Genomic DNA, 23,934 nt, shown 5'->3' with positions numbered 1-23,934 from the left:
GCTTACCTGCGAAGCTAATCTTCACCTCGAACCATGGTAAAAAAGTCCACTTTGCTTGAAGCCACTTCTTGGCGACGTTGACTGTCTCGTTCATGTTTCATCGCTGCCAAAGGCTCTATGAGTTGCGTGTTGATCACTTCAGCTTGCTGTCCGTTTTGCATCAGGGCATCGACGACTGCTGCTAGCTCTGCATGAGGCTTGCTTCGCCCCTGTAGGTAGCTGTAACCAAGCTCTCCACTCGTTAGCTTGATGACGGCGCGAGTAACCGTGACATCCCCCATGTTGAACTGACGGCCTGTTGAGCCCATACGTGCACGCACTTGTGCTAAACCAATCTCTGGTTGGCGAACCATTGCGTATTCTGCGTCTAGCCCTAATGCTTCCCAGCGCGTTTTCAATTCTGAGAACTGGCTCTGCGCGAGTACTGACATCCACTTTTGTCGCTCTTTCAAAGCTGTCATTTAGTGCTCCATTACAATTTCGGTTGCGTCGGCACGGGTGTTCGAACTTGAAAATTCCGCTATCACTTGCGTGCCTTTGATTACGTTGGTGGTTTTAATTTTGAGTAGCGGTGTACTGGTGCTGATTTGCAGCAAACGACACTCTTCATTGGTTGGGATTTTCGCGCCCACTCGAGTCTCTTTTCGCTCTAAATCAGTTTCCAAGCCACGCTGAATAAATTGGTGCAAAGAACCGTTGGTGAAGTTCTTGAGAATCGGCCACCACGCCACATTGGGTAGGTAGTGGTCGATGATGGTTCTCGGTGTATCTCCGGTTTTTCGCAGGGTACGGATGTGGATAACCTTGCTCCCCTCTTCAATCTCCAAGTAGCCCGCAATCTTGGGAGAAACATTGATAAGACGAGACTGAAGCACCTCACATCTTGGCATCGCGCCTTGCTCAATCAGGTTCTTGGTGAAATGCGCTCCTGAGTGAAGTCGATATTCACTTGGCTGACGAATCACCATGTTGCCTTTGCCTTGGTGGCGTTGAATCAAGCCCGTTGACACGAGTTCATCGACTGCGCGGCGAAGCGTGTGACGGTTTACTGCAAAGCGCTCAGCCAATTTGGATTCAGGGGGTAAGTAGTCACCTGGCACAAAGTGGTCTTTCACTTCCTTTTCAAGCTCTGAGGCAATATCTAAGTAAACGGGCATAAGGGTTTCCTTTCCTAAAATTCAATCACTTATCTAGACAAGTTTGGTTAAATAGGCATCTGAGATGCCTAGATAAACTTCTTACGGATGATTTGAGAAACGAAGTCGATAATGCTTACCGTCACGATAACAATCGCCATGATTGCTGCGGTTTGTTGCAGCTGGAAACCTGAAATAGATTGCCAAAGCAGCACACCGATACCGCCTGCACCAACCATGCCGACAACCGTTGCCGAGCGAATGTTCGACTCCAAGCGGTACAGTGAGTACGAAATCCAAAGTGGTAACACCTGTGGAATTACGCCGTAAAGAATCACTTCGATAGGATTCGCGCCTGTCGCTTTCACACCTTCCATCGGTCCGGGTTCAATCGCTTCAATCGCTTCGGCAAAGAGCTTGGCAAGCACGCCAGTTGTGTGAATGAACAACGCCATCACGCCTGCAAATGGCCCTAATCCGACAACCACGACAAACAGCATTGCAAACACCATTTCATTGATAGCGCGTAAACAGTCCATCAATCGACGAATTGGAAATGTCACCCAGCTCGGCATCAGGTTTTCAGCACTCAGAATGCCGAATGGAATCGCTAACAGAATCGATAACACGGTTCCCCAAATGCCCACTTGAATCGTCACTAGCATTTCGGTTAAGTAGACATTGCTTTCACTAAAGTCAGCTGGGAAAAAGTCTTTACCTAGTTGAACCATGTTCTCTGGGTGTTCAAAGAACATCATTGGTGCCATTTCCGCGCCTTGCCACGCCCAGCTAAGGACCAGTAGTGCTATCACAGCAATCACGCCGTTTTTAATCGACAGCTTTGATGAAGGCTCGTAACGTTGAGTCATTGCAGTCATTGTTCTCATACTCTTTTATAGCGCCGCCCACAGCGGCGCAGGGGAATTGGATTAACCTTTCAGCGCATCAATTTCTGTTTGCAGCTGGTCGATTTCGGCTTGGTATTGCGCCATACGATCGGCTCTCACTTTCTCGCTAAGGTTGCTGTTGTTTTCCGCTTCAACCAGCTTCTTAAACGCTTCCATTTGACGAATAGGCAGTAGTTGGTTGTTATCTGTAGCAGCAAAGCCAGACCAAGCCAGTTGATTTAGGTTTTTAAGCTGCTCAGGCTGTTCGCCGTAGCTCACGAAGAAATCACGCGCCTTTTGTTTCAAGCCTTCATCTAAGTCTTTACGGTAGGTAATCACGTCTGATGGAATAAGCTCTGACTGCCAAACCACCTTCAGCTTGCTAAACAGCTCAGGGTTCTGATCTTCAATGCGAATAAGGCTCATGGTGTGATTAGTTGCGACATCGACTTGGTTATTCGCTACGGCCATCACGTTAGCGCCATGGCTTGCGGTCACATTGCGGTGAAAGTCATTCGCGGAGATGCCATTGTTGGCAAATGCTTCGAAGTTCGGAACGAGGAAGCCCGAAGTCGAATTAGGATCGCCATTACCAAGCTTGAGTGTTTTGTGTTGCTCTAGAACATCTTCAAGCGTGTTGATGTTGTCGTTTTCAGCGTTAACAATCAGTAAGCTGTAATAACCCTGTAAGCCATCTTCATCGATGTAACGAACGAAGGCTTCAGCGTTGGCACGGTCAACAGCTTCCATTGCCGCCTTGTTTCCGTAGTAAGCAAAATCCACTTTGCCAAAACGTTGTGCCTGAATGATGCCTGCGTAATCGGGTGCGAAATAGGCGTTCACTGGCATGCCTAACGCTTTACCTAGGTCATCCAAAAGAGGCTCCCAGCGGCTACGCAAGTTTTGTTGTGCATCGGTAGCGATGATGCCAAAGTTAATCGAATCTTTAGCAAAAGCGTGGCCAGCAGTGAGTGTCGTCATCAACACGGTTGCTAGTGTCACTGCCTTCTTAATTCCTGATTTCATTGAATGAAACATCTTAAATTCCCTGATACTTAAAAAGACGCAGCGAGCACGTCGTTAGGTTGAATATGTGGCGTGTTTGTCGATTTTTTAGAACGATATAGATCTTCAAGCTGAGGCTTAGTCAGTTCCGCACTCTTTCCTTCGTAGAACACTTGGCCGTCTTTAAGCGCGATGATGTTTTCGCAATACTTAAGAGCGTGGTCGACTTGGTGGAGTGTTACGATGACAGGAATACCTTCCTTTTGATTGATATCCGTAAGCAGCTCCATCACGATGCGTGCTGATTCTGGATCAAGCGAAGCAATTGGCTCATCGGCAAAAATGATTTTGGCTTTCTGCATCAGCGCACGTGCAATTGCGACACGCTGTTGTTGACCACCAGATAGGTTACCAACGCGTTGGCCTGCAAAATCTTCCATACCAACGCGACGCAGTGCTTCAAGCGCTTCTTGCTGTTGTTCAACCGTAAAAATACCCGTCAGAGTGCGCCACTTAGGTGTTGAGCTCAGTGCGCCAATCAGTACATTGGTCATCACAGATAAGCGGTTAACGAGATTGAATTGTTGGAAGATGTAACCCGCTTGCGCACGGATGTCGCGGACATTGCTGTCTGCCTTACCGTTCGCCTGTACCGTTTGGCCAAGCACGTTAATTTGAGAGTCGGTGCTTTTATCTCCGATGATCAGACCGCTTAAGTGACGAAGCAGTGTAGATTTACCTGAACCAGACGGGCCAAGTAGCGCCGTCATCTTACGACTGGTAATCGTCAAATTGATGCCATTCAGTGCCTTGTTCGAACCGAATGTTTTGTTGACCTTCTTAACTTCAATGATGTTATTCATCGTCAATGTCCCTGTTTGATTTAAGGCCACTTTGACGTTTGAATATTAAAGTTACGTGTCGGTTTATTTGCAGAAATGAAATATTTCAAGGGGTCAGCCAACTTGTCTAGACAAGCTTAACTCGCTGTTTTAAATACCAAAAAATCAAGGAATTTGCGGGAGAATATCAACTTATATACGGAGGTAATTCACAGTAATTTGACAATAAAAAGCGCAATAAACATCGCTGCGTCTTGGTGTTCTCCAAGCGATAGATACACACCTCCAATAACTAACAAGCTCACATATAAAAAAGCATCCCATTATGGAATGCTCGTTTCACCTCAATCGAAAATTTGTTCTAGATCATTAAAGCCTTCAAAAATGCAATCTTTGGTTTTAAATATGTAAACCTTGATGAAGTTTAAAAAATTAAACCTAATTTACCTATTTCGAGTGATCACGTTCAAATTTCGTTCGTGATTTAGCTCTAAAACTTACGACTTGTTGATGTTTTAGACGTTTACGTCAGGTTTACAGAAGTTTACTGCGTATTGTGGAAATACCACCAAAGGAGTAGATTTCAGTCATTGAGTTCAAAAATGTAAACCGAAATCATGAATGTAAAACAAGTCCGATTCACCGATGAAGACAGAGAATGTTTAAACAATTACTTCCGCTTGGCGGACACAATTGCTGACTTGATTGGCCCTTACTGCGAAGTGGTCATTCACTCCTTTGAAAGCCTAGAAAACTCTGTCGTGAAGATCGTCAATGGTCATCACACAGGTCGTGAAATCGGCTCGCCTATCACCGATTTAGGTTTACGCATGTGGAGTACATTCGAGAAAACTGGCGAAGTTTCTCCAAAGAGCTATTTCACCAACGCAGCAGACGGTTCCCTACTGAAATCGACCACCTGTGTATTGGCTGGTCCACAGCAAAAACCGATCGGCATGCTGTGTATCAACATGAACTTATCTTTCCCATTTCCAGAAATCGTCAAGACGCTAATGCCGCAGTGCAATGTACCTCAAGCCATTGTCAGCGAGACCTTCAGCAACAATGCAAATGATGTGATTCAACAAGCATTGAGTTCAGCCATTAAAGAAGTTGACCAAGACGAGACGATTTCTTCCAAAGGTCGCAATAAAGCCATCATCCGTTGCTTATTTGATAACGGCGTATTTGAGCTAAAAGAGACGACTACTCAAGTATCAGAGCAACTTGGGATCAGCCGACAGGCGGTTTACAAGTTTATCCGTGAATTTAAATCAGAATAAAACCAATAATTTAGGAGTTACATCGTGAAACAGATCATTGCCACTGAACAAGCACCTGCAGCTATCGGCCCTTACTCACAAGGTACGTCTTACGGCGACATGGTTTATACATCAGGTCAATTACCTCTCGTTCCAGAAACGATGCAGTTTGTTGAGGGCGGCATCAAAGAGCAAGCTCGTCAGTCTCTAGAAAACTTAAGAGCTGTATTAGAAGCAAGTAATGCAGGACTGGACACTGTATTGAAGACAACCTGCTTCCTATCTGACATGGAAAACTTTGTTGCCTTTAACGAAGTGTACACAGAGGTGTTTGGTACAGAGAACGCACCTGCTCGCTCTTGTGTTGAAGCAGCACGACTACCAAAAGACGCACTGGTTGAAGTTGAAGCCATCGCATACAAAAAATAACCGATTTAGGTATTAATGGGTATAGGAGATTCTCATGAGCGTTTCATTTATTGGATTAAGCGTACTGTTCTTTGGGTTCTACGGACTGCTGTCGAACTTCAAAAAGCAAAAGAAAAGTTTTAACTTCCGCGTACTGAGTGCGCTTGCTGCTGGCTTACTGTTCGGTGGCGCTATTCAACTTGTGTTTGGTGTCGGTAACGTTGCGACATCTGGCTTTGCTGAACTGATTTCAGTGTTCGGTAAAGGCTACATCAAACTTCTACAAATGATCGTTATCCCACTTGTATTCGTGGCGATGATCTCTTCGATCATGAACGTTGAAGGCGGTGGTGCGCTATCTCGTATCGCACCAAAGATCATCGGTATTCTACTTTTCACTTGTGCAATCTCAGCAGCCGTTGGTATCGCAAGTATTTACCTATTTGGTATCGATGCGAACGCGCTAGTAAACACTATCGGCACAAACAGTGCGATTGAAGCTCGCGGTGATTCACTGGTAGCAACACAAGATGCAATGGCGAGCAGCGGTCTGTCTGGTATGGCTCTGTCTATCATTCCAACCAACATCTTCGACATGCTAACGGGCTCTCAACGTACTTCTACGCTATCAACTGTACTGTTCGGTATGTTCCTTGGTTACTGTATCCTTCAAGTGAAAAACCGTAAGCCAGAGAAAGTGCAAAACTTCGTTGATTTCATCAACTCTGCAAAAGAAGTGGTGCTTTCAATGGTACGTGAAATTCTGAAGCTAACGCCTTACGGTGTATTCGCTCTGATGACTACGTTCATGATGACCAACGACCTGTTCGCACTTGCAGAGATGGGACGCTTCCTTCTAGCAAGCTACGTAGCAATTGGCGTGATGTTTGGCATCCATTTCGTGATGGTGTCAATGTTCGGCCTGTCTCCTGCTAAGTTCATGAAGAAAATCTGGCCAGTATTAGTGTTTGGCTTTGGCTCTCGCTCGAGCATGGCGGCTATCCCGCTAAACGTTGAAACACAAACTCAACGCCTAGGTGTAGACGAAGAAACAGCAAACATGTCAGCGACGTTCGGTACCAGTATCGGTCAGAACGGCTGTGCGGGCATCTATCCTGCAATGCTAGCAATCATGGCGGCACAAGTAATGGGTATGCCAGTTGACCTAGGCTTTATCCTACAACTGATTGCTGTTATCGCGATTGCTTCATTCGGTATCGCGGGTGTGGGTGGCGGTGCAACGTTCGCAGCAGTAGCAGTACTGACCATCATGGGCCTAGACATCACAGTAGTAGCGATTCTGGTGTCTATCGAAGCGCTAATTGACATGGCTCGTACAGCGCTAAACATCTCAGGCTCTATGTTGTCTGGTGTTCTAACGGCTAAGAAAAACGGCTCGCTAAACACAGAACAATACGACGCTGACGTTACAGCGACAGTATCAAAAGAAGCAGCAGTATAATTCTCAAACTTAATCAAGAGCACTCCGCTTGAGTGCTCTTCTGATTTTCCTGAGTTCAGGTTATTTAGGTAGTAAATATGAAAGTTGTTGTTATAGGCGGTAGCGCCGCTGGTATGAGTTTCGCAGCAAAATACAAACGTAATCAGCCATCAGACGAAGTCATCGTGTTAGATAAGCGTAGCTACATCTCTTTTGGTGCATGTGGTCTTCCCTACTTTGCAGGCGGCATGTTTGATGACACCGAACGAATGATTTCTCGCACGCCAGAACAAGCCATTAAATCTGGCTTGGATGTACGTATAGAAACAGAAATGGTGTCGTTCGACCGCAATGAAAAGCAAATTACGGTACGTCACCAAAATGAAGAAAGCATCATCGATTACGATATGTTAGTGATTGCGACAGGCGCACGTCCGATCGTTCCATCATTCGGTGAGTTCAATCCAGAACACGTATACACACTAACAAGCATGGAAGATGGCTTAGCAGTCAAACAAGCGCTTAAAGACGATAGTAAACAACGCGTGTGTGTCATTGGCGCAGGCTTTATCGGCCTGGAAGTCTTCGATGCGGCACATGGCTTAGATAAGCACGTGACGATTATCGAACGTGAACAACACATCATGAGCCGTCAGTTCAGCCCAGAGATCATTGAAGTAGTTGAAGGTGCGATTCGAGAATCCGGTGCAGAGCTTAAAATAGGTTGCAGCGTGTCTGCGATTCGCGATGCCGAGCACGGTGGTTACATCGTAGAAACCGATAACGGTAATGTAGAAGCTGATATCGTGATCCTGTCACTCGGCTTCAAACCAAACACTGAAGCATTCGAACTACCAAAAGCCGCAAATGGCGCGTTGTTGGTAAATGAATATGGTGCTACTGAAGATGCTTACATCCATGCTGTAGGTGACTGTGCCGTCGTCCATCATATGGCACTAGGCAAACCCGTTTATGTTCCTCTAGCAACCACAGCCAACAAACAAGCACGCATGATGGCAGACAAGCTAGCAGGAAAAGACACTTACATGTCGGGCTTCTTGGGGTCGTCTTGTTTGAAAGTACTCGATTACGAATTGGCGTGTACAGGCGTATCTGAACTTCTGGCGAAAGAACACAGCTTAGATGTGAAAGTATCAACGATTTCAGATAAGAACCAAACGGATTACTACCCAGGCCAAGAAGACATTAAGGTGAAGTTGGTTTATCACCCAGAGACTAACGTTCTACTTGGTGGTGAGATCGTAGGTAAGAAAGGAGCGGTTGGCCGTATTAACGCACTAGCGGTAGCTATCACCGCGAAGATGACGACTCAACAACTAGGCTACATGGACTTCTGTTACGCTCCCCCATTTTCACGTACATGGGATGCTCTAAACGTGGCAGGTAACGTCGCTAAGTAAGCGAGCTGATTATACAAGTCCCAAAGCATATTCATTTAGAGATCAAAGCAGAGCAATTCGCTCTGCTTTTTTAGTGCCTTAACGCCAAAACACCGATGCTTAAGCAACGGGTAACCTGCAGCTTTGTTTACCAAACTCAAGACGAAAAAAAGCCCGCTGATTTCTCAGCGGGCTTTTCAATAGTGGTGGGGCGAATGGGATGGTAACGGGAACTGGGAATTCTTAGTGTTAATCGATTGATTTACATATAAAAATTCAAATTCATACAATCCAACTTTCTAGCCCCAACTTCATATATTTATGCTTCTGATTGGTATTACGCACTTGCGTCAAAGAAGCATAAATACACTCAAGCGGATAAGAATCAGTCAATGTAGGAGCCAGAAAAAAGTGTCTCCAAATCAACTACAGTCTCTTTAGCAAAAATAGATAGGCCCTTCAGAGCCACACTTCTGGACTATAGTGTTTACTTTAATTCATCTTGGGCACAGACATGCTAGTACTGATCACACAATATATTCTGCACACGTCAAGAAATCACAACCACTAAGGGCAAGACTGGTGAGTTGAAGTGCATGTCCAAGTATGGAGCATAATTGCCAGAGTCAGGAAAATACTCTATTCGCATGCCAAACGGCAGACCTGAACTTATCGCCAACATTTAAGCGCCTGCCATTTAATAAAAATGGCACTATAACAACGTTATAAGACAGTTGTTCTGATGTGTTTAGAGAAATGTACCCTTGCTTAACGAGAGCTTGCCTAAGGTCATGGAACTGCGGAGGGTCGAATGTGTAGCAGCCTCCGTTGTAGTAAAAGCCTTGGCAGCTCACCACACCATTTTCTGAATTTGCTAACCGCAGATCTCGTTGACTGATAGTGAATGAGTCGGCACCCATTTGGTCGAATTGATAATTGTGATCAGTCGATAATGGCTGGTATTCAATTTGATTTCGTCGATCTTTTATTGACTTCATCAGTTCAGCAACATTGCTATATAAGTCCGCTATGTCCAACTCTACTCAGCTGTTCCCTTTACTGAGTTTAACATAAACACCGAAATTGTTCATGTTAGTGGCTCTGCTACTGGTATAGAAACATCTGGAGACGCCTATGTTGAGATTCGTAGTTTACACAGCTAAAATCGATCTGGGGCAGTGACTAAATCTTCGTTACTTGAGTCTGTCTGTGCTGAGCAATTTCCAGCTCACCTTTGGACAGAGACGCGTTAGAGAAGTCGCTCTAATGGGAGAGTCTCAGATAAGGAAAAATATACTGAAGCATGAAACATTTGCTATGTGTTACTTACGGTTGCGAGTATTTTCTTTTGGCCCTACGTGAACTTAGATTTTTTGCCTTTTCTAACCCCTTTGCTATTCGGAAAAAACTCTATCATTCGATCAGTAGAGCTTACTAGCCAATTTGTACATTTATTGAGGGATACAATTATGTACGACAGGTCTGAATGATTATAAGCACCAGTTCCACGCCCATTGGAGTCCATTCTATAATATGACATTGGGAGTATATGAGTATAATTGGAAACAGCATCGTAAAATGCATTAAAATCCCCAACATTTTCACCTAGTTGACTGAGCAATTCTTCTCGTGTGGGGATCATCAACGCTCTACCTTTTAACAGATTTTTCTTTAGCTGAGCTGATAAAGAGTCGAAATAACCATTAACTTTTAGGCGCTGCTTCAATTCATCTTGTTGGAGCCTGAATTGCTGCTCATCAACTGAGTTTTTTATATTGGCATGAAGCCGAATCCTACGAGTACAATCGTTTAAGTGCATGATGTTCAGTTTTACATACCACTCATCTTCACTCTTCGGTGTTTCAGCCAAATACCCAAAAAGCAAATAACCTTCCATCACAGCTCTCACATGAGCAGCTATAACGCTAAAATCCCAAGATTCATAGTCTCGTTTTGCCCAACGAGACTTGGGTAACGAAGATATTAGCGCTTCAGAGTGGACACATAACCGTGTAAACACATGGGAAGAATGCCCTATGTAATGAGCAACCACCAGATCCGCTGTGAAGTTGCTAACCGCACATGCTTCACAAACAGCCTTATCAAATGAACTCAAAGCCGAATAATAATCATTTAAATCAAACTGTTGTGGTTCAACCAATTCCTATACTCCTGAGGCACCTCAATGCCTTGTTTAATGTCTAGAAGTTCGAGAGAAGATCATGATCTAGGTATTAACTATTAACGAGTTAGAAGTATTGCTATCTCCAAACCTCAATTCAAAACTTTTGTCGTCAAAAGTGCTGATATACTCTTCACAATGTTGTATCAAACCTAATGCGAATTCATTAAGCCTAGAATCATCATTTTGTGGAAAACTCTCAATAAATTCACTTATTATTTCAATTCCCCATTTCCTGCTAGATGTTTCTAGAATAAGCACAAATAGCCCTAATAGATTGGCATTGAATGCACTTGCCATAGCATGAATCCATGACAGCTTATAACGTTCATCTGAAAATGCAGAGATTAAGAAACAGTAGCAAGCCTCTTCAAACTGATCGCGTTCAGCGAGTTTGGTTCCAATAAAAAATTGACTGTCAGGGCAAAGAGCATTTTTACTTTCAAGGAAAGCCAAGATTTCATCTTCACTAGATTGCTCAATGAAATCTCGTCCAGCTTCTCCCTGTTTTATTTGTGCTTTTAGCTCATATTTATCAATAAGGTACTTTAGACAGATAGATTTTAAGCTCCATTCTGAGTTTCTTATTGTTAGCTTTGGCTCAAATTCCTCTAGGATTTCTAGTGCCTTTTGATATTTGCCAGCTAGCATAAGGCTATCAGCATAAAGAACCTTGTTTTCTGGTGTGTTGTCGTCTTGAGTTAACAAGGCGTATAACTTACTAGAGGATAAGTATTTTCCAATCATGAAAAACTGGCCAGCAAGTTCTTTTCTCCAATATGGTCGAAGCTTATAGTCGGGGTTTAGTTTAGCTGCTTTGATGTAATGTTTGATAGCTTCGCGATCGTTATCACTTCCTCTTAAGCAATTGCCAATATTGTAATAATACGTGGCTTTTACTAGAGGGTCGTCAGTGCTCTCAATCAGCTCATGATAAGTATTAACGACAACTCTCTTCTGACCTTTAGGCACTTGGCTAATGATTAGAGACAAACCAAATTGAGCAAAATTAAGGTCATCATTTTCTGCACTTATTTGCTTATCAACCGTAACAATGTACTTAAGTGCATCCGGGATAAGGTTAAGTTGAACTTTGGTAGATAAATATGAGAAAAAAATGAACTCTTTGTATTTGAAATTGGATTTATTCAGATAGTTGTCAAAGAGTGTGTTTGCTTCTCTAATATGGCTAAGATTCTGTAAAATGAAGGCTAATGCCACGTATATGTCAGATATAAGGATCTTTAGGTCTTCGATACACTTAGGAGGCTGGAAGTTTGCTCGGAAGCTGCCAACTCCAGCTAAGTTGATATAGAACTCTTCATTAAAAATTTCAATGAAGCTAGTTATACTTTCATCAAGTCGAGAAACAAGTGAAAATGAGAATGGGCAATATGATTCTTTGGCACTTCTTATCAATTGAGTCGCAAACTGAGATGTATATCGTGACAGTGAAGATCCACTTTCAACCCTTAAGGCAATAGGGAAAGGTTTCTTTAGTATTTGCTGCTTAAGACTATAGTATGCGTCAATATCATTGGTAACTTTGTCGGCACTTACTTCATTCCACTTATCTTTTTCTTGAAAGAGCATGCAAAAAGTTTTTTTTGCTTTCGTATCATTATTTGGGTTTAGAGAGTAATGCCAACGAGTATAGATGGCGTCTGATTTAGCAAGGTAGCGAACAATAAGAATTGGGACTTTAAGTTGGTTAAAGTAATTTAATGATGAGTTTTTCATTCTTAGCTTAAGTGCTTTAGATTCATCTTCTTCATCTGTTGCTTTAAGTTGAACTAAGAATTTTTTTCCTGTCGTGTAGCCTTCTGTGTCTATGATCTCTACTTCCCCATCAATACCGTAATCGTGAGATGGAGTTCGGTAAATCCATTCTTCAGGAAGGAGGGATTCAAATTTTCTTACAGAACGTTCTTCTAAAATATGGGTTCGAGTTCGTCGCGGAAGATTCATTATTTACCTACATAAATCAATTAATTACCATTCAATGCCGCGTTAAATATATGGATAAGTGATAACTATTGAAACAACTTTTTCAGAGTTATGAGACACTAGCTGCGTATTCCGGTGACTGCTTTGGGCCAACCGATCTAGTTGTTGATTTATCGCTAACGTTAAGAGCTATTTCTGGAAAGTGCTAAGGCATCAAGTCAACAACTGAGCTGGTAGTAACGAATGCTATGCAATTGCTCAATGTACTAAGCTGCAAATACAGAGCAAAATAGATTTCCAGCTCCGATCAACCTTGTAATAAAAATGGACGTCCTTTTGTATAAGTGTTCTACTCCAAGCTGTCTAGAGTTTTCTAAATGGCTTTGCTATACACGTAACATTGTTTAATGAACCGCACAGTCATCACTGGTTCTTTACGTATGCACGCCAAAACTTCAAAGTACTTGGACAAGCTTTGATAGGGAAAACATCATGAACATGTTGCAAATGAGCAATTGCACTAACTGATAATGGGGCAGATCTGCGTTACGGTGATCTACCCCTTCAGCACGGATTAGGACAAAATCTTGTCAGTGCCTTTGCTAAATTAGCAATTTTTGAATAACCACTTAGCATCCAGTATTGATAGTGACATCAAAGTCGCTATCAAATATTGGAAAGCCCAAATGCTGATTTTTGTGCTAGTTTAGATAACCTGCTAACTCAATCACTTGTTTATAATCAGACCATAGCCATGACTTACCTTGTCCATTTATTGATGCACTATTTATAGTTACTACTCTATTTAGAAGGTTTCTTATTGAAGCACTTGTACCTTCATGCTCCCAATCACTCGGGTTGAAATCACTTCCTACAGGTATACTATATCTAGTTCTGAGGGTGCCACGATAAGAGGCTTCATCTTCTTCCGCTCGTTCAGTTATGCTAAACAAACATATTTCAATGAGCAAAGTTAAAGGTATTTCTTCCTCGTAATCAACATTTTGATTCATCAAAACTGGTCTTGACTCGTTTCTGTTAGTTCTTGTATGGTAACTTGATAAGTTTTTCTCATACTCAATTAACCCACAAATTAATACTGGTAAATTAACCGCCTGAGATATTCCCTGCGTATCTTGATACGCCTTTGCTGTACGTAGACATGATAGAACTTTATTAAGAAGTTGGTCTATATCTCTTATTTTCAAGTCAAAGCCATCAGAAAATGCACTTATAGTCTTTACAATAAACATTCGTTCATTTTCTGATACTCGTGGGTACAACCTTAAGTCTGTAATACCAGTAAAATCAAAATCTATTGCATTTATATAATCGTGATTATTAGGCTCAGGTAAAGTTGCTGTACGATCAAAAAATCTTTTCAAGTATTGATTTGAATCGAATTTATTACCATAAATGTTTTTAATACTTTCACATAACTGTTGAGTATCAGAAGCAACAACAAAAACGAAATTTTTAGTCGTGAAGAAATGCTTTATCACCTCTAACATTTCTATTGCGTAATCAGGACGACAGCGATCAAGTTCATCAATAATAACGACTACTGGCAACTGCGTTCCTACTTCCGATTCTAATGCCTCTGCTAAATCAGTAAGTGTTTGGCGAATAAACTTTATCGACTCAACTTGTTCGGTATAGTCTGTAGCTAATTGGTCTATAAATGTTTCAGGGTCTACTTCAACACCAACCAACTGTTGCGCAGCTGCAATACCAGTAGAAGAGTCATCAAATAACTTTTTGGTTACTCCGCCAGCCAAGCCGACAAACAACCCTTTCAAAGTTCTGCCAAGTACTTTCTTGATTTCTTTTGTTTTCTCTAATCCGACAACATCCGAATGCAATTCCTCCATTTGTTTCAGTAATTCAGAAGCAACAACCGTAAGTGGCTCTTTACTAAAATCACTTTCCCAAGCATCTATATACACACACGGATAATTTTTGGTAATTAGATCTGAATAAAGCCTTTTACAAAATTCAGTCTTACCTGTCCCCCAAGCACCATTCAAATTAAGTACAAAGCCCTCCTTTTCACCAACAAGGTAGTTCGCCAAAAATTGACCGAACTCTTTACGCTTTAACAAACAATTATCAAACGTAGAACTTTCTAGCCATTCTTTATACTTAGGCTCTGAAAACAAACAATCTGGCATATACAACACCTTTGCAATTTAAAACGATTTACGATTATAAGCCTATACGGTCAATATACATACGGTTTCACTCACAAAGTATTAAGTATAAAAGGGCTGTTTTTCACTCAGCTAACAGTATTAGAGGAATGGATAAGTTTTAGTAGGGGAAAAGCCTATGAACAAGATGTGAATGAGTAAAAGATCTAACGCGAAAAGGGGCATTTTCGAGTTTCATGGCACACCTTTGGACAAAAACGTTTTATAGATTTCACTAAATTAGTAGTTACCGGATTACCTGAGGTATAGCAAAGCTTTTAGTCGATAGGTCGACATCAGTCACCCACAACACAAGTCTTCCCTCTGCAGCTTGTTATGCCAAAGATCAACAGCATACTTCCTTTTTAGGAAGCTTCTGAATTTAGATCTACCCCCATGTATTCCCCTAGCTCCCTTTTTATTCGGTGCAACTCATTAATTGGAACTGTAAAACGAGCATATGAAGCGTCTTGTGAACCTTGAAGGGCAACAACGTACCTTCCAATCTCCGGGTGAGCTGTCGTAGTAATACTCAGGCATTGACCTTCAATAGAGAATTCAGTCACCGTATCCATATTGATATAATAATTATTTTCCAATTTTAACGCTTTTTTTGTCATAGTAAACTCCTTGCTCTCTTGAGAGGCATTAGCGTAACGTACTGTTATAATTTAGATTTTTCAATAGTTTCCTTTGTAGGTAGTTGGTTTTCAAAATACTGTCGAAATGCAATATGGACATCTTAAATCCAGTGCTCACTATTATCTGTTTCTAAAAACTTAATTGCTTTTTCAAGTATGGGAAATTCGCTTGGTGCAGTGTCCAGTTTTGCAGTTGCAGATCAGTTGACGATGTCGCTATTATTTCCAAAGAGGGATATGACTATGGGTAAGCCCTTCTTCCTTACTGTTCATTTGATGATCGTAAACTTCTATACAAGCACGGTATTGTTCTGTTCTCAATAGTGAACAATCAACAAACGTCTTTGCCGTAAGAGACTTTGCTGTAGAAGCGGTACTGTCACCAATGCTCGCTGCAAACCACATTCCCAGCAAATTACCGCCCTGTACATACGGTAGTGCCACGTCTACCCCGTCATGGGGGTTGTGGTAGACTTGATCTAAGTTGATACAGGATTGTTGTTCATTTCGAAATCTGCACTCTATCTGCGCATTAATAGCATGGGCCAAGCATATATGAGGGTGTTCTGGTTTCATCCTTTCAATTAATCGCTCTATCGAATGTTTGCTAAAACGTAGATCTGAAGCGTAAAAAGAGTATTTTCCATTAAGCTTAGTTACATAGCCCCCACCAAACTTTTGCGTCATCGGGTCAAAGAATGCCTGCATTGCTATGTGCGACTTATCCCCTAAATAGATGCCTGACACTGCCTTGCCATCACCAATGAACTTCATACACTTTTTCTGTAAATTCTTTATGCCTTTAGCACTGGCAAGTATGTTTAATAGATGATCTTTGTTTTGTTCGCATTCTCTGGCAAGTCTACCAACTAACCCTTTTGCCAATGACTCAGTAATGACTTTTGGGTCAACTCTTAAAGCTCGATTCATATTCACTAACTCCTTATCGTTTGGGCTCGCTCACACTATATTTATGCCAGTGCACATATAATAGTAAACAGTTGGAAAGGTTAGTAAAAATAAGGAAAGCCTTAATTTTCATTTGGTTAGAAGAACATGACAGACCGTAGAAAAATAGTAAATGCACCTCAATTCCTACCTAAACTTATTAAAATGTACGAAACTCAACAGTCTTTCGCCGATGAAGTTGGAGTAAGCTCTTCTCAAATAAGTAAATGGAAAGACGATGATGACAGTCAATTGCCTCAGGTAGATAAGTATCCCCAACTGGTTTCAATTGCACTTGAGCACGACTTTTTTGTGGAATTAGATGATGGCGACCGAATAACGCCACCCACAAAAGAGCCAGATTTTATTCAAAAGCTCCCCCCCGACACAAGGCGAAAGGTAGCTCAATTCTTAACCGTTGGAGTCTGCGTTTTGGCTACTGGCGGAAGTTATTATGCCTACACCACATACCGTGATATTAGCGATAAGTTCGGCAACAAAGAGGTTGTAGAAGTGCTCAAGCAACGTTCCCAAAAAAGCATAGAACTGTGCGAGCAAGATTCTTCTTTATGTGCTGACATTGATAAGGGTAACAGTGAACCATAGTTCTTAAGAGAGCCAGAATAAATATAAATTTGGTATTCTAACAATAAGTACTGTCGCATAAGATTTAGTAGGGAAAGTAAGTACTAACAGTATATGAATGACCTTTTACTCTAAACGGTTTTGGGGCATTTTCGAGTTTCATGGCACACCTTTGGACAAAAGTGAGTTAGAGATGACTCAGCTTAAAATCAAAAAGAGGTCATATCGACCTCTTAGGTGGATTCGTACTCTCGATTCTAGAAGACTCACAAACTAGCACTCAAACTCACTTCACTGTATCTAACTTATCTAAGTTCATCAGGAGACCAAAATCAGGAGCGTAGAAAAAGAAACGCGCTTGATATTGACTTCTTTTCTGTAACTCGTCTCCTAATTTTTGCCTCAATAGATTTGCATCTTGAATGCCTGTTATAACAGCCAGATTAGAATAGTTCTTGTGTTGAGCAGCCCGTAAGAAGAAAGGCAACTTCTCATAGTGTTCAGCGTAATGAAGTGTTGCGGGATACCAATGGACTTCTTTGAGCATAGACATCATAAAGACTAGAGTTTCTGCCTCTATTAAGTTTTTAAAAGTAATGTCTTGTCTATCAGCCTGTCCTTTAAATAACTCTGCCACTGGAGATAAGAGGTTATCATTAGGTCTTAAGACCTCTTGTAGTGAATCTGCATTCCCATAGAATGTGCTAAAGCTCTCTAGCTCAGTACCTCTTTGAACAAGTTCTGGTGGAGCCATGTAGCTAGAAGTGAAGAGTTCATGAAGAACTTGATAGCACCTAACCTTTAAGAGAGCTGCCACTATATAAAGGAATGACTCATATAAGAAAGCTCTAGGAGCATCACTCCATCTTTCATTCCAGTAGTTCAATTCGAGTGGTCTCGTTTTCATCTCTCTAAGCTTCTCAAGAAGTCCAATAATATCCTGAGCTAGCTCTTGCTCATTTGTTACATTACCTTCAAGAAGAACCCAATCACATATCTGATTTCTGACTACTTTTAGCTTTCCGCAATCTTCGAGTACCTTGCTAGGGAAGCTACTTTCATCTGGACGTTCTTTCACCCTAATCTCTTGGACATAAGTCACCACCGAGTCAAAGAAGTCGTCTCTATACAGTCTTAAACCTTTTTTCTCTTGAAGAACAGCTTGCTTTAATGACTCAAACTTAGCTCTAGCTTCATTAGCTGGTAGAGGTGTATCACTTGTAATGTAGGAAGGAACAGCACCTTTCTTTGGTTTCACATGAAGAGGTTTGCTGTAAAGGAGTCTTACTAGTTGCTCCCAGTTTTCATTGACAGCTTCAGGAGTAGAGAAGTTAATGCCGATTCTTGCATCCATGAATACAGGAGCAACAGGCTCACCATTGTCTTCAAATTCACACAGTATAGGAATGAACTTGCTTTGCTTTACCTGAGAGTAAACTTTACTTGAGATGATAGTAGACTCAGTACCAACTCCCTTCTCTCTAGCATCAGCTCTCTCTTTGTACTTAGAATCACATACAACTAGGACATGAGTCACGTCTGGGTCAGTTACCATAGACTCCATGAAAGCATACTTATTATCACCTTCATTCAAGTCATAGATATCAAGTATTACATCTACACCATCACTAATTAGCCTATCAGCCCACAGCTTAACCATCTCTTGATGATGTGTACTAGACCAGCTATACGAGATAAAGACTTTTGGTTGCTTGAGTTCTTCTGTCATCAATGCCATTCCCAGAAACAATCTACTTCTAACAAAACATCATCTTACAATGGAATCTATGCCACAAGTTTGATGTCTATCTATAACTTTGAAGGATGTTCCATAGATACTTCAAAACTAACTACTAATTCACAGAAAAACGTCACATTCGCTAGGATAACAAAACAAAATCAATATGTTAGTTGCAATATTTATTCGTAATACCACTATAACGTAGTCATACCTAACTGAGGACACTAGTTACAAATATCATAAGATAGCGTTTGAACTCCTCGTGATAGTTTTATCAGAAAGATAGTACTTTGATAGAAGGGGTATAAGAACTATGCATTTGAACCCCCTCAAACTAACTTTGGGGCTGGAATAATTTAGGAAACAGGTTGTTTCCAAATTTGACAGCTTGATAAAACAGGCTGATTAAAATTGCATTTGCCTCCTATCCAAACTCATTTGGGGGCAATTTTGAGTTACATGAAGTTGCTAAGCCAAGGTTCGTTAGCTTGGCAAAACAGGAACTTAGGGGTTAATCTAGGCAAAGCGTCTCTAGTACGTTCTTTTAGGGGGATGACTCTTTTCAAATGCTTTACGTCCGAAATATATATACATAAAAACGGTGCAGCTCAACTCCTGCGGATTCCTAGCTAGTTAATTGAGAATCAATATGCACATTGAGCTTAAGTGCAGAAACGATCTAGATTTGCACTTTAAGCCATCGTTGGATGAGCCCGAGCTACGTTCCATAGAACGCTATGCCTTTTCGGATCACTTCTAGTGTCGCAACCATTTATCAGGATCAAAGTTACCCTATCAACAAGGCTCTTTAATCCAATAGTCAGAAGGGGGGTTCCCGCACCAAATGAAATCATCTATTTGAACACTTGATTCCCCCTTTAATGCCAACTCTTTTGTTCGCGTGATTAATGCACTTTCTGGTAGCTCGTTATAACGCTCGTGATCAAATCGGTACCTCGCAATTGGCTTTCCGAATGTGTTATCTGATAACGCTACATAGCACATTGAACCATCCTTTTCGTGTGTGTTCACATAGCAAAAATAATCGTAGCCATCACTGAGTGCCCACTTTCGAAGTTCAAGAGTTAGGTATATCCAGATGGTCTCTTGTGGCTTACTGAGCGACCATAACTCACCAAGTGACAGCGAACGATGCTTTCTTGATGCCATTTCGTCTCTACCAAGCTTTGTCCTAGTGATCTGTTTATAGATTTTCGAAATATCACTCTTTGAATAGACTTTAGCTACATGCTGGGGGTAAATGACACCAATGAATGGTGAGAAGATAGCCATAACTTCCGTTTTCTGTTTTTCCGTCAAAACGTTCACATCTAATATATCGATTCCGGCACTACCAATTGGGTCATCTAACCAAACGTCATTAAGTTTAAGGGTTCTGCCCTTCGGCTTCTCGTATTCATAAATTGTGATAGCACCCATGCTCTCAAGGAATGCATCCTTAAATTGCTCAGGGGTAATGGTTGTTGTAGAACTACCATTATTAGGCACATATAAAAATGTCCCGTCCCTATTTGCTCTGTATTGTTCAATGCCAGCAAAAATTGCAAGTGCTCTTGTGATCGCAACATCAAGCTCATCTGCATAATGTTGGAGCGTCTGAGTAACGTTCTCAAATCTAGCCGCTCTAAACATACCTACCTCACTTCATCGATAACTATCTCGCCAGTCATTTGTTACCAAACTACCTTAAAGATGGTTGGTATTAACATTAATTAGTAAATGTAATCCAATCAGATTGTTAACTGACAATCAAAACTTGGTTATATTAAATAGTGATATCACCTCGCTCAACAGCACCGCAAAACTCGTCCCAATCCTGTATGTAGATATAGATGGGATGGCTGACGGTTTTACCACGCATGTATCTATCTAATGCCGCCAACGCATCAACAGGTAGCGTACTCGGGTCAACTACTAGAAATGGAATTCCGTTGAATCTAAATGCTTTTAGGTTTGGTGGTGTTTTTTTCATCTAACTACCTAATTTTTAATTTAATATGAGGGTGTTTGGTTACTAAAAAGAAAAAAGAAAAAAGAAAGCCCCAACCTAAGTTAGGGCTAAGTATGAGATTTTAATCAAATACGCTTAAGTCCTATTTCTCACATTCGAAACTACCAAACAATAAGTGGAAAATTTCATCTTCGAATAGGTCTTCAAGTATGAAGGCTTTGCCACCCCAGCAATGTAACCATTTTAAAAGTTCAACAGCTCCATTAATTATATAAACCACCTCTTTTAGTTCATTCCTATAAAAATCTATTAACATGTTTGTTTCTACTTGTTGTGATGGTTGTCTTATCTCTAGTGTTTTATTTTCGTTATCTCTTTCCCAGTGACTCATAAGAGAGGATAGTTTATAGTCAGGTACTAATTTAAATAGCCAACGCTCATTTGTAACCTTACCTATCTCAAATTTCGGTCTAATATTAATTTTACTTTCAAGAGCATAATATCGACTATTGATGTCAGGAATACATTTTGAAGAATTATCCCTTAATAATTCATCTTCAATCCTTTCAAACTCAGTCGACTGAATAGCATTCAAAAAGTTAATTTCTTCAATTGATTTCAAATCAAAGCAATCCATCAAAAATTCTATTTTACTTTCAAAGCACCTCTTTTCATTCTTTGATTTTAACAGAACTGATTCAACATCAATTTCTTTTTCCATACTATCGACGCCCCCAAAACGAGGCAATTTATTTCCCACACTTACCTTCCAAAACGATTTTTAAAGAGATGTTCCGTCTTTCATTTTAATCATCCTAACTAGTAGGCTAACTTTACCGAAACTATTAAGCTCTGATTAGATCTATGGCAAAGACAGCATTTTAAAAAAAACCATCAAACCTTAATTAACCATTAAAATCACTTGTTATTTTTTAAGATAAAATCAAGAACAAAACAATACTAACACTTAATCCAAAAATCGCGCAACCCATTGATTAAGCTCAATAATCCATGCCTACTTGTTTACTTTTCGATAATTAACCAGAAAAATATAACGGATTTTTTTCAGGTTTTTCAAAGATATGTAGTTTTCCTTTAATTTAATCATTGAGTTACAGAAGATATACCTTGTTTACTTCTACTTCTTTCGTAAAAATATTATGAGTTTGTAAGTCATTCACACGGGGGGGGATTTAGATAAATACACTTAAATATAATTGCAATTACGATCACTTTTTATAGCCAAGTGCCCTTGAACAGAACATTCGATAACAAAACAACATCGATTATCAAGCAATAATGGTAACGTTAGTTTTTTTATATCTTTTTTTCATAAAAAAACAATGTATATATCTAAGAAATAACCCCAAATTATTTAAGCTTATGAATTAAGAGGGTGAGTGCTATTTTACCCCGCCTGATTTACTTGATAAGTATATCCACAAGTAAACATGTAAATACATAATAATTATTAGTGTGCTAACTTTGTTCTTGTATTCGTACCGTTCGATAGCATATAGGATAAGAACTATGAGCAATAATCTAAACGTAAAGTTAAAATTATCTAAAGATCTAGAGTCTAAGTTAAAAAGCATCATTCTATGTTTAGAGGAACGAGAATTTAATAAAATCTTTGTCCACTCTATTTCACGATTTCCTAAAGTTAAAAAAGGAGCTAAGAAATGAAATGCGTCGCTTATATTAGAGTTTCCTCAGAATCACAAGTAGAAAAAGGAGACTCACTGGATGGACAAAAGTACCATATAGATAAGTGGTGCAAAGAACAGGGGTATGAAATTGTAAACTACTACGAAGATGCAGGTTACAGTGCCTATAGTGGAAAAAGAAGGCCTAGTTTTGAGGAGATGCTCCAATTTATACAGAGTGAAAATCAGCATAAAAAAGTAATTGATGCAGTTGTGGTTTACAACCTATCAAGACTGACAAGAAGAGTAGAAGAGCAGGTAAGATTGATCGGCATATTTAAACGATTTGATGTGGAGCTGAAATCAATAGCAGATAATCTTATAGATTGGGACTCAACAACCACTCTACTATTCAATATCTTAGGCTCCGTGAACGAACATCAGAGTGCACTAAACGGCAAGACAGTGACAGACCGCCTCTACGATACTGCAAGAAAAGGCTTCTTCACAGGAGGAACGGTACCGTTCGGATATAAATCCATCAATGCTGGAAAGACCAACGATAAACAGAGAAAAAAGTTAGTTGTCGATGATAGTGAAGCTGAGTACGTAAAGCAGATATTCCATTGGGCAAAGGGGGATATTTCGAATCAGCCAATGGGGGTCAAGAAAATCGCAAACAAACTCAATGAACTAAAAATAACCAATCGAATGAAACTTTGGAATAAAAACGCAATTGGGAAGCTTTTAAATAATCCTATTTACATAGGCCAATATATATATGGAAAAACCTCAAAGTATGAAGAGAAAGAGCCAATTGTAGTCCCAGTTCCTCCTATAATCGATGAGGAGCTATTTAACACAGTCAAGAAGGGGTTGAGGCAAAGAGAGCTTAAGAACCGGGAACTCGCAGCATGGAACACTAAATACCTTCTTTCAGGAATTTTAAAGTGTCCAAAATGTGGTTCAAAACTGGTTATGATGACTGGAAAGTCTGGGAGTTACAAATACTACGATTGTGGCAAAAAAATTAGAAAGGGTAAAAGCCTATGTAGCTTTAAACCGATTCCAAAAGACAAAATTGAATGTATTGTGTTAGATAAGATATTTGCTGAGGTATTCACGCCAAAGAACATTATGGGTATTAGTAAAGACTTGAGGAAAAGGTATTCAGAGTGTTTTGCGAAAGATGCAAATGAGCTCACAAGGCTTACTCGTAAGCTCAAGGTTGAGGAAGAAAAATTACATAGGTTTATACAAAAATTCTACAACGAACCCACTGAAGTACAGTTTTCATCAGTTTCCGATTTTATCAAGAAACAGGAAAAAGAAGTTCTAGAAGTGAAAAAAGCAGTCATGAAGCTTTCTAAAAATTCAAAAGAGCTACCAATAATGAAATTCGGAGAGGTTCAAGCTCAGTTATTTTGTACTAAGCTAAGTAAGTGCTTAAGAGAATCAACTGATAGTAACGCGAATTGGTTACTTAAGAGCCTAATCACTGATATTAAGGTGGAATGGAACGAAAAAAAGAAATTGAGGATACGAGGAAAGAAAATCGTACTTCTTAATTGCGTATCAAAAACAAAAACGGGAACCGATTTCTCAGTTCCCGTTTCCGTATCAAGGTGGTGGAGGGATAGGGATTTGAACCCTAGAACCGCTATTAACGGTTGCCGGTTTTCAAGACCGGTGCTTTCGACCA

Annotated in this window: 20 protein-coding genes; 6 read left to right on the top strand and 14 right to left on the bottom strand. The window is 40.5% G+C overall.

The annotated features are described in order from the left end of the window. Window positions 1-14: 14 nt before the first annotated feature. From phnG to phnC, 5 genes are all read right to left on the bottom strand, one after another. Window positions 15-461, bottom strand: coding sequence for a phosphonate C-P lyase system protein PhnG (gene phnG / locus MSG35_RS11090; protein ID WP_248383924.1), 447 nt, complete (start codon window positions 459-461; stop codon window positions 15-17). Continuing rightward, window positions 462-1,157: a phosphonate metabolism transcriptional regulator PhnF gene (phnF, locus tag MSG35_RS11085; protein WP_248383923.1), complete on the bottom strand. Its 696-nt coding sequence runs from the start codon at window positions 1,155-1,157 to the stop codon at window positions 462-464. A gap of 68 nt (window positions 1,158-1,225) precedes the next feature. Further along, complete coding sequence (gene phnE, locus MSG35_RS11080; RefSeq protein WP_048612996.1) at window positions 1,226-2,005, bottom strand: phosphonate ABC transporter, permease protein PhnE; 780 nt, start codon at window positions 2,003-2,005, stop codon at window positions 1,226-1,228. Window positions 2,006-2,065: 60 nt separating this feature from the next. After that, the gene (gene phnD / locus MSG35_RS11075) at window positions 2,066-3,061 is read right to left on the bottom strand and encodes a phosphonate ABC transporter substrate-binding protein (RefSeq protein WP_050621794.1); all 996 of its coding nucleotides are present in this window, start codon (window positions 3,059-3,061) and stop codon (window positions 2,066-2,068) included. A gap of 17 nt (window positions 3,062-3,078) precedes the next feature. After that, the gene (gene phnC / locus MSG35_RS11070) at window positions 3,079-3,891 is read right to left on the bottom strand and encodes a phosphonate ABC transporter ATP-binding protein (RefSeq protein ID WP_017067518.1); all 813 of its coding nucleotides are present in this window, start codon (window positions 3,889-3,891) and stop codon (window positions 3,079-3,081) included. 596 nt (window positions 3,892-4,487) lie between these two features. On the opposite strand from phnC, the gene MSG35_RS11065 reads away from it, so the two are divergent. The 4 genes from MSG35_RS11065 to MSG35_RS11050 all read left to right on the top strand — a co-directional run bounded on the left by MSG35_RS11065 (window position 4,488) and on the right by MSG35_RS11050 (window position 8,402). Continuing rightward, the gene (locus tag MSG35_RS11065) at window positions 4,488-5,153 is read left to right on the top strand and encodes a PAS domain-containing protein (protein WP_248383922.1); all 666 of its coding nucleotides are present in this window, start codon (window positions 4,488-4,490) and stop codon (window positions 5,151-5,153) included. Window positions 5,154-5,177: 24 nt separating this feature from the next. Continuing rightward, a complete protein-coding gene (locus MSG35_RS11060; protein ID WP_248383921.1) occupies window positions 5,178-5,561 on the top strand; it encodes a RidA family protein in 384 nt (127 codons plus the stop codon). 34 nt (window positions 5,562-5,595) lie between these two features. Next, window positions 5,596-7,002 (top strand): cation:dicarboxylase symporter family transporter, encoded by a 1,407-nt coding sequence (locus MSG35_RS11055; RefSeq protein ID WP_248383920.1) that lies wholly within the window; start codon window positions 5,596-5,598, stop codon window positions 7,000-7,002. 77 nt (window positions 7,003-7,079) lie between these two features. Next, window positions 7,080-8,402: a CoA-disulfide reductase gene (locus MSG35_RS11050; RefSeq protein WP_248383919.1), complete on the top strand. Its 1,323-nt coding sequence runs from the start codon at window positions 7,080-7,082 to the stop codon at window positions 8,400-8,402. A 1,333-nt stretch (window positions 8,403-9,735) separates the two neighbouring features. Here MSG35_RS11050 and MSG35_RS11045 read toward each other — a convergent pair. The 5 genes from MSG35_RS11045 to MSG35_RS11025 form a co-directional block, all read right to left on the bottom strand. Beyond that, the gene (locus MSG35_RS11045; RefSeq protein WP_065608114.1) at window positions 9,736-10,542 is read right to left on the bottom strand and encodes a DUF5677 domain-containing protein; all 807 of its coding nucleotides are present in this window, start codon (window positions 10,540-10,542) and stop codon (window positions 9,736-9,738) included. Window positions 10,543-10,608: 66 nt separating this feature from the next. Next, window positions 10,609-12,531: a DUF4365 domain-containing protein gene (locus tag MSG35_RS11040; protein ID WP_248383918.1), complete on the bottom strand. Its 1,923-nt coding sequence runs from the start codon at window positions 12,529-12,531 to the stop codon at window positions 10,609-10,611. 680 nt (window positions 12,532-13,211) lie between these two features. Further along, window positions 13,212-14,681 (bottom strand): P-loop NTPase fold protein, encoded by a 1,470-nt coding sequence (locus MSG35_RS11035; protein ID WP_065608113.1) that lies wholly within the window; start codon window positions 14,679-14,681, stop codon window positions 13,212-13,214. 383 nt (window positions 14,682-15,064) lie between these two features. After that, window positions 15,065-15,319, bottom strand: coding sequence for a hypothetical protein (locus MSG35_RS11030; RefSeq protein ID WP_141922192.1), 255 nt, complete (start codon window positions 15,317-15,319; stop codon window positions 15,065-15,067). A 240-nt stretch (window positions 15,320-15,559) separates the two neighbouring features. Continuing rightward, on the bottom strand, window positions 15,560-16,270 hold the full coding sequence (locus tag MSG35_RS11025) for a hypothetical protein (protein WP_141922193.1): 711 nt from the start codon (window positions 16,268-16,270) through the stop codon (window positions 15,560-15,562). A gap of 126 nt (window positions 16,271-16,396) precedes the next feature. Here MSG35_RS11025 and MSG35_RS11020 point away from each other — a divergent pair, with 126 nt between their 5' ends. Next, window positions 16,397-16,894: a hypothetical protein gene (locus tag MSG35_RS11020; RefSeq protein WP_141922196.1), complete on the top strand. Its 498-nt coding sequence runs from the start codon at window positions 16,397-16,399 to the stop codon at window positions 16,892-16,894. Between the two features lie 265 nt (window positions 16,895-17,159). Here MSG35_RS11020 and MSG35_RS11015 read toward each other — a convergent pair whose 3' ends face one another. From MSG35_RS11015 to MSG35_RS11000, 4 genes are all read right to left on the bottom strand, one after another. Next, window positions 17,160-18,602, bottom strand: coding sequence for an SEFIR domain-containing protein (locus MSG35_RS11015; RefSeq protein WP_065608109.1), 1,443 nt, complete (start codon window positions 18,600-18,602; stop codon window positions 17,160-17,162). A gap of 807 nt (window positions 18,603-19,409) precedes the next feature. Further along, window positions 19,410-20,267: a hypothetical protein gene (locus MSG35_RS11010; RefSeq protein WP_141922197.1), complete on the bottom strand. Its 858-nt coding sequence runs from the start codon at window positions 20,265-20,267 to the stop codon at window positions 19,410-19,412. A gap of 133 nt (window positions 20,268-20,400) precedes the next feature. Beyond that, window positions 20,401-20,607, bottom strand: coding sequence for a hypothetical protein (locus MSG35_RS11005; protein WP_065608107.1), 207 nt, complete (start codon window positions 20,605-20,607; stop codon window positions 20,401-20,403). A 121-nt stretch (window positions 20,608-20,728) separates the two neighbouring features. Beyond that, window positions 20,729-21,307, bottom strand: coding sequence for a hypothetical protein (locus tag MSG35_RS11000; protein ID WP_248383917.1), 579 nt, complete (start codon window positions 21,305-21,307; stop codon window positions 20,729-20,731). Between the two features lie 961 nt (window positions 21,308-22,268). On the opposite strand from MSG35_RS11000, the gene MSG35_RS10995 reads away from it, so the two are divergent. Next, on the top strand, window positions 22,269-23,934 hold a 1,666-nt coding region (locus MSG35_RS10995; RefSeq protein ID WP_248383916.1), incomplete at its 3' end, for a recombinase family protein.

The sequence above is a fragment of the Vibrio sp. 1CM23M genome (assembly GCF_023161755.1).
GTDB lineage: Bacteria > Pseudomonadota > Gammaproteobacteria > Enterobacterales > Vibrionaceae > Vibrio > Vibrio coralliirubri.
Note: the sequence above shows the minus strand (reverse complement) of the source record. Positions and strands in the feature narration are given on the sequence as shown.